Origin of the sequence: Nesterenkonia sp. LB17, assembly GCF_022565915.1 — a bacterium.
Classification (GTDB): Bacteria; Actinomycetota; Actinomycetes; order Actinomycetales; family Micrococcaceae; genus Nesterenkonia.
Window position 1 is genome coordinate 43214 of sequence record NZ_JAJOYX010000002.1, and the last position, 14898, is coordinate 58111.

Below are 14898 nucleotides of genomic sequence, written 5' to 3' on the forward strand. Positions count from 1 at the left end.
TCAGCCGAGCCAGAGTCAGGTGCGCTTCAGCAGCTCCGCGAAGACTCGGGCGCCGTCGTCGGCCAGGCCGTCATGGTGGAACTCGGAGGTCTCCCAGACGCTGATCCCGCCGATGAGGTCCGCGGTCTCCCAGGAGAGCTCCCGCGCCACGTACACGTCGTCGGTGTAGAGCGCCGCGGCGGTGGGCACCCGGTTGCGGCCCAGCTGGGCCAAGTCGTAGAGCGGCTCCCAGTCCTCGACGGCGGCGAGCCGGTCCGCCGCCTCCACCAGGTCCTTCAATGTCGGGTCAAGGAGCAGGTGTTCGCGCAGGATCATCTCACCCAGCAGCAGGGGAGAGGCGCCCTCCGCGTCGAACTCCGGGAACTCGGCGCCCACCCGCTGGGCCGCCCAGCCGGTCGCGGCGCGTCCGTCGGTCAGCTTGGCGGGCTGGCCGTAGATGGATTCATGCATCACCGCGTACATCGGGTTCGCGGCGAAGGAGAGCTGCTGGCCCACCGCTGCGAGGAAGGTGTCTGAGAGCTCGGTCTGCTCCGGCCCGGTGAACGCTTCTTCGAGCAGGTAGTGCAGCGAGTCGGCGCGGGCATTGCCACCCAGCAACATCCCGACCAGCTGGAACCGGGCAGGGGTCAGCGCGGACCCGTCGAGCAGCTGCACGTGGTGGGTACGAAGGTGGGCGAAGACCGCGTCCAGGATCTCGCGGTCCTGCGGGAACCGGTCGAAGTGCTCGTAGTTCCGGGCCCGCATCTTGGCGTAGGTGGCACGGTAGACCCGGTCCGCGTGACCCGTGAGCGGGGCCAGGCCACCGGTGATCAGCGCCCGGGTTAGGGACTCAGGGGCGAAGGAGAGGTAGCTCAGCGTGGCGAACCCGCCGAAGCTCTGACCCAGCACGCTCCAGGACGTCAGCCCCAGCGCGCGTCGGAACGCCTCGGCGTCCTTCACGATCGAATCGGCGCGGAAGTGGCGCATGTGGGCAGCCTGGGCGGCGGCGTCGCCCCGGGCGGCGAGGGAGTGCCGGGTGAGCGGGGCGGAGAGTCCGGTGCCGCGCTGATCCAGCATCAGGATCCGGAACTTGGCTCCGGCCTCGGACATCCAGCCGCCGAGCTTGGCCGGCCGGGTGCCCTTCCCGCCGGGGCCGCCCTGCAGGAACAGCAGCCAGGGGAGTGACTCCACATGGTCCCGGCCCTGCGCGGAGGCCTCCGCGGCGACGAACTCCCGCGCGTAGATCCGGATCCGCTCACCGTCGGGCGCCCGGTGGTCCAGCGGCGCTTGGTGGTCTAACGGCACATCGAGCCAGTGATCGGTGATCTGGGTGCCGTCGATCAGCGTGGACGTCGCCCCCGCCGTATGGGCCTCAGGTGTTCCGGAACCGGCGGCGCTGATCCCCGCACTGGTCATCCCAGTTCGCCGACCCGGTCCATGATCACCACGGGGGCCCCGGTCTCATCCGAGGCGGTGAGGTCGATCCAGGCGTGGATGCCCCAGTCGTGGTGGGAGTCCGGGTCATCCAGGACCTGCACGGCCCGCCAGTAGCGGCGCTCCGGGTCCGGGGTGTCCTTCGGAGAGACGTCGATCCGCACCAGGCTGGGCCCGCGGGACTGGGCGTCGGTGTAGAGGTCCTCGTAGATGTTGAAGTAGGCGTCCAGCGCCTGACCCCAGCGGTCCTTGTCCCAGCCGTGCTCGGCGTCGAGCTCGGCGAGCTTCGCCTCCTTCTCCTGGGCGAAGAGCTCTGCGCGCAGGAACAGGGCGTTGCGCACCATGACCTTGAAGGCCCGCGCATTGGAGGTGACCCGGTCCGGGTGATCCAGCGCGGAGATGTCGGCCTCCATGGCGGCGAGCTCGGCCAGCTTCTCCGGGTCATCGCCGGCCTGCAGCCGTTCCCATTCCTCCAGCAGCGAGCTGTCAGTCTGCCGGACCACTTCGCCGAGCCAGGCGAGCAGGTCTTCGAGCTCCTCGGTGAGCCGGTTCTCCGGGACCGTCTGCTTCAGCGCCTTATAGGCGTCGCTGAGGTAGCGCAGCAGCACTCCCTCGGAGCGGGCGATCTGGTAGTGGTTGACCATGGTGGTGAAGTCGAAGGCCCGCTCGAGCATGTCGCGGACCACCGATTTCGGCTGCAGCGCATAGTCGGAGACCCAGGGTGCGCCGGTGCGGTAGATCTCGAACTGCTGGGTGAGCAGCTCGGCGAGCGGCTGCGGGTGGGTGAGCTCGTCGAGGATCCGCATCCGGTCCACATACTCCACGCCTTCGGCCTTGAGCTCGCCGATCTTCTCCGACTTCAGCTGCTTCACCTGGGCGCCGGTGATCTGGTGCGGGGTCTCCAGGATGGACTCGATCACGCTGATCACATCGTGGGCGTAGGACTCGGACTCGGTGTCCAGCAGCTCCACGGCGGCCACCGCGAAGGGCGCCAGCGGCTGGTTCAGCGCGAAGTTGTCCTGCAGGTCAAGGGTCAGGTCCACGGTGCGGCCGTCCTCATCGGGACGTTCCAGGCGCTCCAGCACCCCGGCGGTGAGCAGCTCGCGCAGGATCTGCAGCCCCTGCCGCTGCAGCTGGGCCTTCCGGGCCGGGGTCTCATCGGCGGCGAGGATCATCCGGCGCATCGCCCGGATCGGATCCTCGGGCCGCTCCAGCAGGTGCAGCACCATCGAGTAGCTGACCTTCATCCGGGAGACCATCGGCTCCGGGGTGGCGGTGATGATCCGTTCGAAGGTCTTGTCGCTCCAGGAGACGAACCCGTCGCGGGGCTTCTTCTTCCCGGCCGAGCGGATCGCCTGGGAGACCTTCTTCTCATCGTCGCCGTGCTTGGCGCGGGCCTTCTCGATCGAGGCGTTGTTCTCGATCACGTGCTCGGGGGCCTGGACCACCACGGTGCCGTGGGTGTCGAACCCGGCCCGGCCGGCGCGACCGGCGATCTGATGGAACTCCCGCGCGTTGAGCTGCCGGGTGCGGGTGCCGTCGTATTTGCTCAGCGCGGTCAGCAGCACCGTGCGGATCGGCACGTTGATCCCGACGCCGAGGGTGTCGGTGCCGCAGATGACCTTCAGCAGGCCCTGCTGGGCGAGCTGTTCGACCAGCCGGCGGTATTTGGGCAGCATGCCGGCGTGGTGGACCCCGATCCCGGCGCGGAGCAGCCGGTTCAGCGTCTTGCCGAAGCCCTTGGCGAAGCGGAAGGTCTCCAGCTTCACCCGGATCGCCTCACGCTCGCCCTTGGAGACCACGTTGAGCGAGGCCAGGCCGACGGCGCGCTCGGCCGCCTCGCGCTGGGAGAAGTGCACCACGTAGACCGGGGCCTGGTGGGTGGTGACCAGCTCCTCGAGCTTGGTCTGCAGCGCGGTGGTGGAGTACTCGTAGCTCAGCGGCACCGGACGTTCGGCGCTGGAGACGGTGACGACGTCGCGCCCGGTCCCTGCACTGAGCCGAGCCTCGAACCGGGAGGTGTCGCCCAGGGTGGCGGACATCAGCAGGAACTGTGCCCGGCTGCCGGCGGCGCCGTGGCCCGGGGTGCCGGGCTCGGCGCGGCCGGTGAGCTCCAGCAGCGGGACCTGCCAGGCCCAGCCGCGCTGCGGATCGGCGTAGAAGTGGAACTCGTCCATGATGACCGGGCCGACGTTGGCGTCGCGGCCGTCGCGCAGCGCCTCATTGGCGAGGATCTCCGCGGTGCAGCACACGATCGGGGCGCCGGCGTTGACCGAGGAGTCACCGGTGACCATCCCGACGTTCTCGGCACCGAAGATCTCCACCAGGGAGAAGAACTTCTCCGAGACCAGCGCCTTGATCGGGGCGGTGTAGACGCTGCGCTCGCCGCGGGAGAGCGCGAAGAAGTGCGCCGCGGTCGCGACCAGGGACTTGCCCGAGCCGGTGGGGGTGGCCATGATGACGTGCTGGCCGTCGGCCAGCTCCAGGATGGCGTCCTGCTGGGCGGGGTAGAGGGTGAGCCCCTGGGTCTGGGTCCAGGCTTCGAAGGCCGCGTAGAGCTCCTCCGGTCCGGCGGGGCCTTCTCCTTCGGCGGAGGTTTCGAGCTTGTGCAGCCGCTTGGCGGCGGTCACGGCGCTCACCAGCCGCGTTCCCGCCATGCGGGGAGCTGGGCGCGTTCGGCGCCCAACGTCGTGGGGTCGCCGTGGCCGGGGTGGATGATCGTGTCGTCCTCGTAGTCGGCGAAGAGCCGGGCCTCGACGTCGTCGAGCAGCGTGGCGAAGTCTTCGGCCGACCAGGTCTTGCCGACGCCGCCGGGGAAGAGCGAGTCCCCGGTGAAGATGTGGGTGGGGCCGTCTTCGACCCGGTAGACGAAGGCCATGGACCCGGGGGTGTGGCCGCGCAGGTGGATCACGTTCAGGTCGACGCCGTCATAGGAGAGCACCTCGCCGTGGCTGAGCCGCCGGTCGATGGTGACGTTCTTCTCGGCCTCGATGGCGGGCGCGTCCTCGGCGCCGGCCGCGGACTCCGGGCCGGAGGTTGCTGCGGCTCCGGCCCCCGGGGCGTTGAGCAGCTCCTCCAGCGCCCGGATGTGATCCCAGTGCGAGTGGGTGGTGAGCACCGCGGTCAGCTCCAGCGGGCAGGGCGTGTCCTGGGCGGCTTCAGCGAGCAGACCCCGGATGGCCCCGGCGTCGTCGGCGGCATCGATGAGCACCTGGACCCCGGACTTCTTCGCGGTGAGCAGATACACGTTGTTGTTCATCTCGGAGACCGAGATGCGGCGAAGCGTGATCGCAGGGAGATCGTAGAGCAGAGAACTGTCAGAGGCCATAGGGCTCAGTCTAAGGTCTGGCGACCTCGCGGAGTCACGAAGCGGACGTACCCCGGCGCATAGGCCAGCTGCTTGGCCGGGCTCAGGATCCCGGCCGAGATCAGCGCATCTTCGAGGCGCTCCGTGGTGCTCACGATCGGGTACGCCCCGGCCTCTTCCAGCTCTCCGGCGGGGGCGTAGCCCCAGCGCACGCCGATGCAGCGCAGGCCGTGGGCTGCGGCGCCGTCCACGTCGAAGATCCGGTCACCGACCATGATCACCCTGGCGTCGGGGGCCGTCTGGCTGAGCGGGCCCGCGGCGGGGTCCAGGCCGATCGCTTCCAGCGCGGCGCCGAGGATGGGGCCCTTGCCGTCGTGCGGGACGGACTCGTCCTCGGGGGAGCCCTGCACCGCGGCGAAGTGCTCGCGAATGCCCTGGATGCTCAGCAGCCGCTCGGCCAGTCCGGTGGGCTTCGAGGTCGCCACCGCGCAGACCACACCGGCGGCGTTGAGCGTGCTCAGCAGCTCCTCGATCCCCGGGTAGACCCGGCTCGCCTGCATGCCCTCGGCGAGGTAACGCTGCCGGTACTCCTCCACGATCGAGGGGATCAGCGCCTCGGTCACGCCGGGCAGGCTGGCCAGCGAGGTGGCCAGCGGCGGACCGACGAACGAGTCCAGCACCTCCTGATCGGGGATCTCGATCCCGTGCACGCCCAATGCATGGACGACGCCGAGGGTGATCGCCCCGGCCGGATCGACCAGGGTGCCGTCGAGGTCGAAGAGCACCACCCGGATGTCGGAGGTGTCAGCAGCGTCGGCGGCGGAGTCGACGGTGGGGCGGGCGGTGGCAGGGGCGGCGGGGGAGTCAGAGATCACGGCGCCATTCTGACATGGACCGACGCGGCGTCGTCGTCGGGGTGATGAACGCCACCTCGCGCTGAGCGGCGGAATCTCCGAGCACCAGGGCCCGAAATCCGGGTCAGATGCGCGGAGAATCCGCCTTTCGACGCAGGGAGCGCCCGGTCCCGAACGCGAGGACTGCCCCCACCCCGCCCTGGCTTCGAACGTTTGTTCGAACGGGTCAGGGGTTCTACACTGAATCACGTGTCAGAGCGAGCAGCCGAAACAGCCATCATCGAATCCGTGGACGACTACTACGCCGAGGGTGCGCGACGAAAATCCGCCACCAACGGGACGATCGGTCATGCCGAAGCCGACCGGATCGTGGTCCAGGGTGCGCGCGAGCACAACCTCAAGGACGTCACCGTCGAGCTGCCGCGCAACTCGTTCATCGTGTTCACCGGCCTCTCCGGCTCCGGCAAGTCCTCGCTCGCCTTCGACACCATCTTCGCCGAGGGCCAGCGCCGCTACGTCGAGTCGCTCTCCGCCTACGCCCGGCAGTTCCTCGGCCGGGTGGACAAGCCCGACATCGACTTCATCGAAGGCCTCTCCCCGGCGGTCTCCATCGACCAGAAGTCCACCTCCAAGAACCCCCGCTCCACCGTGGGCACGGTCACCGAGATCCACGACTACCTGCGCCTGCTCTGGGCCCGGATCGGGATCCCGCACTGCCCCACCTGCGGGGAGAAGATCGAACGCCAGACCCCGCAGCAGATCGTCGACCAGGTCCTGGGCTTCCCCGAGAAGACCCGCTTCCAGGTCCTGGCCCCGGTGGTCCGCGGCCGCAAGGGCGAGTTCAAGGACCTCTTCCGCGACCTCGCCAGCGAGGGCTTCTCGCGCGCCATCGTCGACGGCGAGATCATCCAGCTCAGCGAACCGCCCACGCTGGAGAAGACCTATAAGCACCAGATCGAAGTGGTCATCGACCGGCTCGTGATCCGCGAAGGCATGCGCCAGCGGCTCACCGACTCGGTGGAGACCGCGCTGAAGCTCGCCGACGGGCGCCTGGTCATCGACCTGGTCGACCTCGACGAGGACGGCGAACCCACCAACGACAAGGTCCCCGAAGGCCTCACCGGCCCCAAGCAGCGGCCCTTCTCCGAGAACCTGGCCTGCCCGAACGAGCACCCGCTGGCGCTGGACGAGATCGAGCCGCGGTCCTTCTCCTTCAACAACCCCTTCGGCGCCTGCGAGGTCTGCTCCGGCATCGGCTCCAGCCTCGAGGTGGACATCGACCTGGTCATCCCCGATGACACCCTCTCGCTCGAAGGCGGCGCCATCGCCCCCTGGGCCCTGGGCAAGGCCTCCAAGGACTACTGGCTCCGGCTGATCACCGCGCTCTCCAACGAGCTGGACTTCTCGGTGCGCACCCCCTGGAAGGACCTGCCCAAGAAGGTGCAGAAGGCGCTGCTGCACGGCCGCAACCACAAGGTCGTCGTGCAGTACCGCAACCGCTTCGGCCGCGAACGCACCTACTCCACCGGGTTCGAAGGCGCGCTCTCCTACATCTCGCGCAAGCACCTCGAGGTGGAGTCCGACAACGCCCGGGACCGCTACGCGCAGTACATGCGCCAGATCCCCTGCCCGGCCTGCAACGGCCAGCGGCTGAACCCCGCCGCGCTCGCGGTCACCGTGCAGGGCGCCTCGATCGCCGAGATCGCCCGGCTGCCGCTGGACAAGTGCGCCGAGTTCTTCTCCACCGTGAAGCTCTCCGCCCGCGACGCCACCATCGCCGACCAGGTGCTCAAAGAGATCCTGGCCCGGCTGAACTTCCTGCTCGACGTGGGCCTGAGCTACCTGAACCTGGAGCGCGCCGCCGGCACGCTCTCCGGCGGCGAGGCCCAGCGGATCCGGCTCGCCACCCAGATCGGCTCCGGCCTGGTCGGGGTGCTCTACGTCCTCGACGAGCCCTCCATCGGGCTGCACCAGCGCGACAACGCCCGGCTCATCCAGACCCTCACCCGGCTGCGCGACCTCGGCAACACCCTGATCGTGGTCGAACACGACGAGGACACCATCGCCGAGGCCGACTGGATCGTGGACATCGGACCCGGCGCCGGGGAGCGCGGCGGCGAAATCGTGCACTCCGGCTCCGTGCAGGGCCTGCGCGACAACACCCACTCCATCACCGGGGACTACCTCTCCGGCCGGCGCAGCATCCCGATCCCGGCGCAGCGCCGCCCGGTGGACAAGACCCGGATGCTCAAGGTCATCGAGGCCCAGGAGAACAACCTGGACAAGGTCTCCGTGGAGATCCCGCTCGGGATCTTCCTCTCCGTCACCGGCGTCTCCGGCTCCGGCAAGTCCACGCTGATCAACGAGATCCTCTACAAGTCGCTGGCGAACAAGCTCAACGGCGCCAAGCAGGTCCCCGGCCGACACCGCCGGATCGACGGGATCGACGATCACCTGGACAAGGTGATCCACGTGGACCAGTCACCGATCGGGCGCACCCCGCGCTCCAACCCGGCCACCTACACCGGGGTCTTCGACCACGTCCGCAAGCTCTTCGCCCAGGCGCCGGAGTCCAAGACCCGCGGCTACCAGCCCGGCCGGTTCTCCTTCAACATCAAGGGCGGCCGCTGCGAGTCCTGCTCCGGCGACGGCACGCTGAAGATCGAGATGAACTTCCTGCCCGACGTCTACGTGCCCTGCGAGGTCTGCCACGGCGCCCGGTACAACCGCGAGACCCTCGAGGTGAAGTACAAGAACAAGAACATCGCCGAGGTGCTCGACATGCCGATCGAGCAGGCCGCGGAGTTCTTCGCCGCCTTCGCCCCGATCGCCCGACACCTCAACACCCTGGTCGAGGTCGGCCTGGGCTATGTGAGGCTCGGCCAGTCCGCCACCACGCTCTCCGGCGGCGAGGCCCAGCGGGTGAAGCTCGCCTCGGAGCTGCAGCGCCGCTCCAACGGGCGCAGCGTCTACGTGCTGGACGAGCCCACCACCGGGCTGCACTTCGAAGACATCCGCAAACTCCTGCAGGTCCTGCAGGGGCTGGTGGAGAAGGGCAACAGCGTGATCACCATCGAGCACAACCTCGATGTGATCAAGTCCTCCGACTGGGTCATCGACCTCGGCCCCGAAGGGGGCAGCGGCGGCGGGCTCGTCGTCGCGCAGGGCACTCCGGAGAAGGTCGCCGCCACGGCGGAGAAGACAGGATCCCACACGGGCGCATTCCTTGCCGCACTGCTAAAGTGAGTGGGCCAGTTCACAGAGCGGCACCCACGTCACACAGCAGGACTACGTCGCTGATCAGCGAGTAAGCGGAGGCACCAGGTGAGCACCACCCCCGAGGCGCAGGAGTCTGAGCGCGTCGCCACCAATGATGCGGTCCGCAAGACCTTCGAGATCGCCGTGAAGCTGTCCTGCCGGCCCGTGATCACCGGGCTGGAGAACACCCCCGCCGAGGGCGGGTTCATCGTCGCCTCCAACCACCTCTCCTTCCTGGACTCGGTGCTGATCCAGGCGCTCTTCCCGCGCACCGTGAGCTTCTTCGCCAAGGCCGAGTACTTCAATCAGACCGGGGTCAAGGGCCGCGCGATGAAGCTGTTCTTCGAATCCGTCGGCTCGGTCCCGGTGGAGCGCCAGCGCCAGTCCGCCTCGGTGGAGGCGCTCTTCGAGCTGGGCGCCATCGCGCAGGCGGGCCACGGCGTCGGGATCTACCCCGAGGGCACCCGCAGCCGCGACGGCCGGCTCTACCGCGGCAAGAACGGGGTCGGCTGGCTCGCCGTGGCCACCGGGCTGCCCGTGATCCCGGTCGGGCTGCGCGGCACCGAGGCGCTGCAGAAGCCGGACTCCAGGATGGTCCGACCACGGAAGTTCGAGATGCACGTGGGGGAGCCGCTGCAGTTCCCGCAGCTGGGCAAGAAGCACCCGCTGCCGGCCCGCCGGGCGGCCACCGAGCAGATCATGGACGCCATCGCCGCGCTCAGCGGCCAGGAGCGGGTAGCCAGCTACAACGCGCCGCCCGCCGAGGCCGATGGCTGACCCCACCTCCTACCGACCTCGCACCGGGGAGATCCCCACCAACCCCGGGGTCTACCGCTTCATCGACCCGCACGGCCGGGTGGTCTACGTGGGCAAGGCCAAGAACCTGCGCGCCCGGCTGAACTCCTACTTTTCCCGGGTCGCCACCCTGCACCCGAAGACCTACGCCATGGTGCACGCCGCCTCCAGCGTGGAGTGGACCGTGGTCGGCTCCGAGCTCGAGGCGATCCAGCTCGAATACACCTGGATCAAGCAGCACACCCCGCGGTTCAACATCATGTACCGCGACGACAAGTCCTACCCCTACCTCGCGGTCACCATGAACGAGAAGTACCCGCGGGTCCAGGTGATGCGCGGGGACAAGAAGCCCGGGGTGAAGTACTTCGGACCCTTCTACCCGGCCAAGGCGATCCGCGAGACCGTGGACACCATGCTGCGGGTCTTCCCGGTGCGCAGCTGCTCCGCCGGGGTGTTCAAGCGCGCCAAGGCCTCCGGCCGGCCCTGCCTGCTGGGCTACATCGGCAAGTGCGCTGCGCCCTGCGTGGGGGAGATCAGCGAAGAAGACCACCGCAGGCTCGCCGAGGAGTTCTGCGAGGTGATGGCCGGGCGCCCCGGCCCGCAGGTCCGCCGGATCACCAACGAGATGAAGGCCGCCGTGGCCGAGCTGCGCTACGAGGACGCCGGCCGGCACCGCGACGACCTCGAGGCCATCCGGCGGGTCTTCGAACGAAACTCCGTGGTGCTCTCGGAGGACACCGAGGCCGACATCTTCGCCTTCGCCGAGGACGAGCTCGAAGCAGCCGCCCAGGTCTTCCACGTCCGGCAGGGCCGGATCCGCGGTCAGCGCGGCTGGGTCGTGGAGAAGGTCGAGGACACCGACGCCGGCGCGATGGTCGAGCAGCTCCTGATGCAGGTCTACGGCTCCATGGCCGACACCGAACGGATCCCGCCCGAGGTGCTGGTCCCCGCCCTGCCGGACAATGCCGAGGAGATGACCGCCTGGCTGCGCCAGCTGCGCAGCGACTCGGGCGAGGGTCGGGCGCAGATCAGCCTGCGCGTGCCCCAGCGCGGCGACAAGGCCGCCCTGCTGGGCACCGTGCAGGAGAACGCATCCCAGGCGCTGGCCCTGCACAAGGCCCGGCGCAACTCCGACATCACCACCCGGTCCGCCGCGCTGCGCGACCTGCAGGAGGCGCTCGGCGCCGCCGAGCCGCTGCTGCGCATCGAATGCTTCGACATCTCGCACACCTCCGGCACCAACGTGGTCGCCTCGATGGTGGTGCTCGAGGACGGGCTCGCGAAGAAGCGCGACTACCGGCGCTTCTCGATCAAGGGCGACGCCGCCCGCGATGACACCTCCGCGATGTACGACGTGATCACCCGCCGCTTCGCCCGACACCTGAAGGACCAGGCCCAGTCCGACGCCGCGGTGCCGGTGGCCGAGTTCGCGGAGCCTGCGCCAGCGGAGCCTGTGACAGCGGAACCCGTGAGTTCTGTTGCGGCGGCGGGGGAGCCTGCTGAAGCCGCCGAGGCCAGGGACTCCACGGTGGTCGAGCGCGAGGCCGAACGCTTCGCCTACCCGCCCAGCCTGGTCGTGGTCGACGGCGGCCAGCCGCAGGTCAACGTGGCCCGGCAGGCACTCGATGACCTCGGGATCACCGACCTGCCCGTCGTCGGACTGGCCAAGCGGCTCGAAGAGGTCTGGCTGCCCGGGGACGACTTCCCGCTGGTGCTGCCGCGCTCCTCCGAGGCGCTCTACATGCTCCAGCGGATCCGCGACGAGGCCCACCGGTTCGCCATCGCCTACCACCGCTCCAAGCGGTCCAAGGCGATGACCGCGTCTGCGCTGGATGAGGTGCCGGGCCTGGGGCCGAGCCGCCGCGCCGCCGTCGTCGCACACTTCGGCTCCGTCGCGAACCTGAAGAAGGCCAGCCTGGAGGAGATCATCGAGGTCCCCGGGCTGGGCCGCGACACCGCGCAGAAGATCCTCGACCACCTCACCGCCGAGGCCCCCGCACCGGCGAAGGGCCCGGCCTGACGCAGGGCCTCAACAGTGGCCTGAACCGGGGCTTCACCCGATTCGTGCCAGCCAGATAGGCTCTTCAGCATGGATGTTGGTCTGACCCCGGTGAAGCCTCCCGAGAACGAACTGTTGATCGTCACCGGCATGTCCGGTGCCGGCCGAACCACGGCCGCCCACGCCTTAGAGGATCTCGGCTGGTACGTGGTCGAGGGGCTCCCGCCGGAGCTCATCACCACCATGATCGACATCATCTCCCGGCACCCCGGATCCATGGAGAAGCTCGCCGTGGTCATCGACGTGCGCACCCGCGCGCTGTTCTCCGACATGCTCGGCGCCCTGGAGCAGCTCAAGGCCACCGGCGTGACCTACCGGATGCTCTTCCTGGACTCCTCCGACGCGCTGCTGGTCCGCCGCTTCGAACAGGGCCGCCGCCCGCACCCGCTGCAGGGCTCCGGGCGGATCCTCGACGGCATCACCGCCGAGCGTGACCTGCTCAAGGACGTCAAGTCCGCCGCCGAGATCGTGCTCGACACCACCGACCTCAACGTCCACGGCCTGGCCCGGGAGATCACCGAGATCTTCAACGAGGACGGCCCGGTCCAGCTCCGGCTCAACGTGATGAGCTTCGGCTTCAAATACGGGGTCCCCGCCGACGCCAACTTCATCGCCGACATGCGCTTCATTCCCAACCCGCACTGGGTGCCCGAGCTGCGCGCCTTCACCGGCCTGGACTCCCAGGTCAGCGAGTACGTGCTGGGCAATGAGGGCACCGGCGACTTCCTGGCCAACTACGTCGAATCGCTGCGCCCGGTCATCGAGGGCTACCGGCGGGAGAACAAGCACTACGCCAACATCGCGGTGGGCTGCACCGGCGGCAAGCACCGCTCGGTCGCGGTCTCCGAGGAGCTCGCCCGCCGGCTGGACCAGCTGCCCAACGTCACGGTGAACACCATCCACCGTGATCTGGGACGTGAGTAGGGGTGAGCCAGATCGCCCAGCCGCAGCCGCGCGGCTCCTTCCGCGTCTCCGCCCTCGGCGGAGGCCACGGGCTCTCCGCCACGCTCTCGGCGCTGCGCGTCATCGCCGCTGAGCACCTCACCGCCATCGTCACCGTGGCCGACGACGGCGGCTCCTCCGGCCGGCTCCGCGAAGACATGGACGTGCTGCCCCCCGGGGACCTCCGGATGGCGCTCGCCGCGCTGTGCGACGACACCGAATGGGGCCGCACCTGGGCCCAGGTCATGCAGCACCGGTTCCGCTCCCGCGAGGGCGTCACCGGCAGCCTCGACGACCACGCGATGGGCAACCTGCTCATCGTCGCGCTCTGGGAGCTCATCGGCGACTCCGTGGAGGGCCTGCGCTGGGCCGGGACCCTGCTCGGAGCCCGCGGCCAGGTGCTGCCGATGTCCCGGCAGCCGCTGACCATGTCCGGGGTGGTGGAACCCATGGAGGGTGAGTCCGGGTCCGAGCCGCCGTTCAACAACGGCGATCGGCTCTCCTCCCAGGTGGCGCTGGCGACGGCGGGCAGCCTGGGCCGGCTGCGCGATGTCCAGCTGCACCCGGCCGAGGCCTCGGCCTGCGCCGAGGCGCTCACCGCCATCGAGCTCAGTGATTGGGTAGTGTTAGGTCCTGGCTCCTGGTATACCTCGGTGCTGCCGCATCTGCTCCTGCCGGAGCTCCGGGACGCTCTCTATGAGACCGAGGCCCGGCGGTGTATCGTGATGAACCTCACACCTCACACCGACGAGACCGCCGGCATGAGTCCCGCAGAACATCTGCGAGTTCTTCATCACTACGCCCCCGGGCTGCGCGTGCACCGCATCATCGCGGACCCCACGTCGGTTCCCCTCCAGGAGCGCGAGGAGTTCGCCGAAGCAGCGGAGCTGCTCGGCGCGAAGGTGAGGTATCACGACGTCGCGAAGGCGGGTCAGCCGGATGTGCATGACCCGCTGCGGCTGGCCATCGCCTTCAGCGAGGTCTTCGGCGACTGAACCGGAGCGCCCGTGGACCGAGCGACCGTGGACCGAGCGACCGTGGACCGAGCGACCGTGGACCGAGCGGGAGCGCCTGTGAATTGAGCAAGGGTGGCTCTGAGCGGATTCCCGCTCAGGGGCATTGGGTACGATGACCGATCTGCATCAGACGAAGACCAGAGGACAACACATATGGCGCTGACCGAGTCGGTCAAAGAAGAGCTTTCCCGCCAGCACGTCAAGACGACATCCGAGCGGAAGGCCGAGGTTTCGGCCATGCTCCGCTTCGCCGGAGGACTGCACATCATCTCTGGTCGGATCGTGATCGAGGCCGAGCTGGACCACGCCGCCACCGCGCGGCGGCTCAAGACCACCGTCACCGAGGTCTACGGGCACAACCCCGAGGTCATCGTGGTCTCCGGCAACGGGCTCAAGCGCGGCTCCCGCTATGTGGTGCGCGTGGTCCGCGACGGCGAGGCGCTGGCCCGGCAGACCGGCCTGCTCGACGCCCGCGGCCGCCCCGTGCGCGGCCTGCCCTCCGTCGTCGTCAACGGCTCCATGGCCGACGCCGTCTCCGCCTGGCGCGGCGCCTTCCTGGCCCACGGCTCGCTCACCGAGCCCGGCCGCTCCTCCTCCCTGGAGGTCACCTGCCCCGGCCCCGAGGCCGCCCTGGCCCTGGTGGGCTCCGCCCGCCGGCTCGGCATCCCCGCCAAGGCCCGCGAGGTGCGCAACGTGGACCGGGTGGTGATCCGCGACGGCGACTCCATCGCCAAGCTGCTCACCCTCATGGGCGCCCACCAGACCCTGCTGGTCTGGGAGGAGCGCCGGATGCGCAAAGAGGTCCGCGCCACCGCCAACCGGCTGGCGAACTTCGACGACGCCAACCTGCGCCGCTCGGCCCAGGCCGCCGTCGCCGCCGGCGCCCGGGTGCAGCGCGCCCTGGAGATCCTCGGCGACGAGGCCCCGCACCACCTCAAATACGCCGGAGAGCTGCGGCTGGCGCACAAGCAGGCCTCCCTGGACGAGCTGGGCCGGCTCGCGGACCCGCCGATGACCAAGGACGCCATCGCCGGACGCATCCGCCGGCTGCTGGCCATGGCGGACAAGAAGGCCTCTGAGCTGAAGATCCCGGGCACCGAGTCCAGCGTCACCCCGGACATGCTCGAAGGCTGAGGCCCAGCTCACCGCAGTTACTCCAGTGGTGAACACTTCAGGTCATGGACGTCATCCCCCTTTCTGGTGATGCGCCCACGGCATAGGATGAGGACCGAGCCGAGGTGCAGCTGGCCTCGA

The 14898-nt window shown here is 69.2% G+C and carries 10 protein-coding genes; 6 read left to right on the forward strand and 4 right to left on the reverse strand.

Annotated features, from left to right (window positions below; all coding sequences use genetic code 11):
• Positions 1-15 precede the first annotated feature (15 nt).
• From LTH96_RS04025 to LTH96_RS04040, 4 genes are read right to left on the reverse strand one after another with little or no spacing between them, the layout of a single operon-like run.
• Complete coding sequence (locus LTH96_RS04025) at positions 16-1395, reverse strand: alpha/beta fold hydrolase (RefSeq protein ID WP_241464483.1); 1380 nt, start codon at positions 1393-1395, stop codon at positions 16-18.
• Entirely contained in the window at positions 1392-4070 is a 2679-nt protein-coding gene (locus LTH96_RS04030) for a DEAD/DEAH box helicase (RefSeq protein ID WP_370644382.1), read from the reverse strand. The genes LTH96_RS04025 and LTH96_RS04030 overlap by 4 nt, the downstream gene beginning before the upstream one ends.
• The gene (locus LTH96_RS04035; RefSeq protein WP_241464484.1) at positions 4049-4741 is read right to left on the reverse strand and encodes an MBL fold metallo-hydrolase; all 693 of its coding nucleotides are present in this window, start codon (positions 4739-4741) and stop codon (positions 4049-4051) included. The genes LTH96_RS04030 and LTH96_RS04035 overlap by 22 nt, the downstream gene beginning before the upstream one ends.
• Before the next feature lie 5 nt (positions 4742-4746).
• Positions 4747-5595: an HAD hydrolase-like protein gene (locus tag LTH96_RS04040; RefSeq protein ID WP_241464485.1), complete on the reverse strand. Its 849-nt coding sequence runs from the start codon at positions 5593-5595 to the stop codon at positions 4747-4749.
• A gap of 321 nt (positions 5596-5916) precedes the next feature.
• Between LTH96_RS04040 and uvrA the strand changes: the two genes are divergently transcribed.
• The 6 genes from uvrA to whiA all read left to right on the forward strand — a co-directional run bounded on the left by uvrA (position 5917) and on the right by whiA (position 14778).
• Entirely contained in the window at positions 5917-8820 is a 2904-nt protein-coding gene (gene uvrA, locus LTH96_RS04045) for an excinuclease ABC subunit UvrA (RefSeq protein WP_241465070.1), read from the forward strand.
• Between the two features lie 78 nt (positions 8821-8898).
• Entirely contained in the window at positions 8899-9609 is a 711-nt protein-coding gene (locus LTH96_RS04050) for a lysophospholipid acyltransferase family protein (protein WP_370644383.1), read from the forward strand.
• Complete coding sequence (gene uvrC / locus LTH96_RS04055; RefSeq protein ID WP_241464486.1) at positions 9602-11647, forward strand: excinuclease ABC subunit UvrC; 2046 nt, start codon at positions 9602-9604, stop codon at positions 11645-11647. Before LTH96_RS04050 ends, uvrC begins: the two co-directional genes overlap by 8 nt.
• A gap of 69 nt (positions 11648-11716) precedes the next feature.
• Entirely contained in the window at positions 11717-12610 is an 894-nt protein-coding gene (gene rapZ / locus LTH96_RS04060; protein WP_241464487.1) for an RNase adapter RapZ, read from the forward strand.
• A gap of 2 nt (positions 12611-12612) precedes the next feature.
• The gene (yvcK, locus tag LTH96_RS04065) at positions 12613-13623 is read left to right on the forward strand and encodes a uridine diphosphate-N-acetylglucosamine-binding protein YvcK (RefSeq protein WP_241464488.1); all 1011 of its coding nucleotides are present in this window, start codon (positions 12613-12615) and stop codon (positions 13621-13623) included.
• Positions 13624-13797: 174 nt separating this feature from the next.
• Positions 13798-14778 carry a DNA-binding protein WhiA gene (gene whiA, locus LTH96_RS04070; protein WP_241464489.1) on the forward strand — a complete coding sequence of 327 codons (981 nt, stop codon included), beginning with the start codon at positions 13798-13800 and terminating at the stop codon, positions 14776-14778.
• Positions 14779-14898 lie beyond the last annotated feature (120 nt).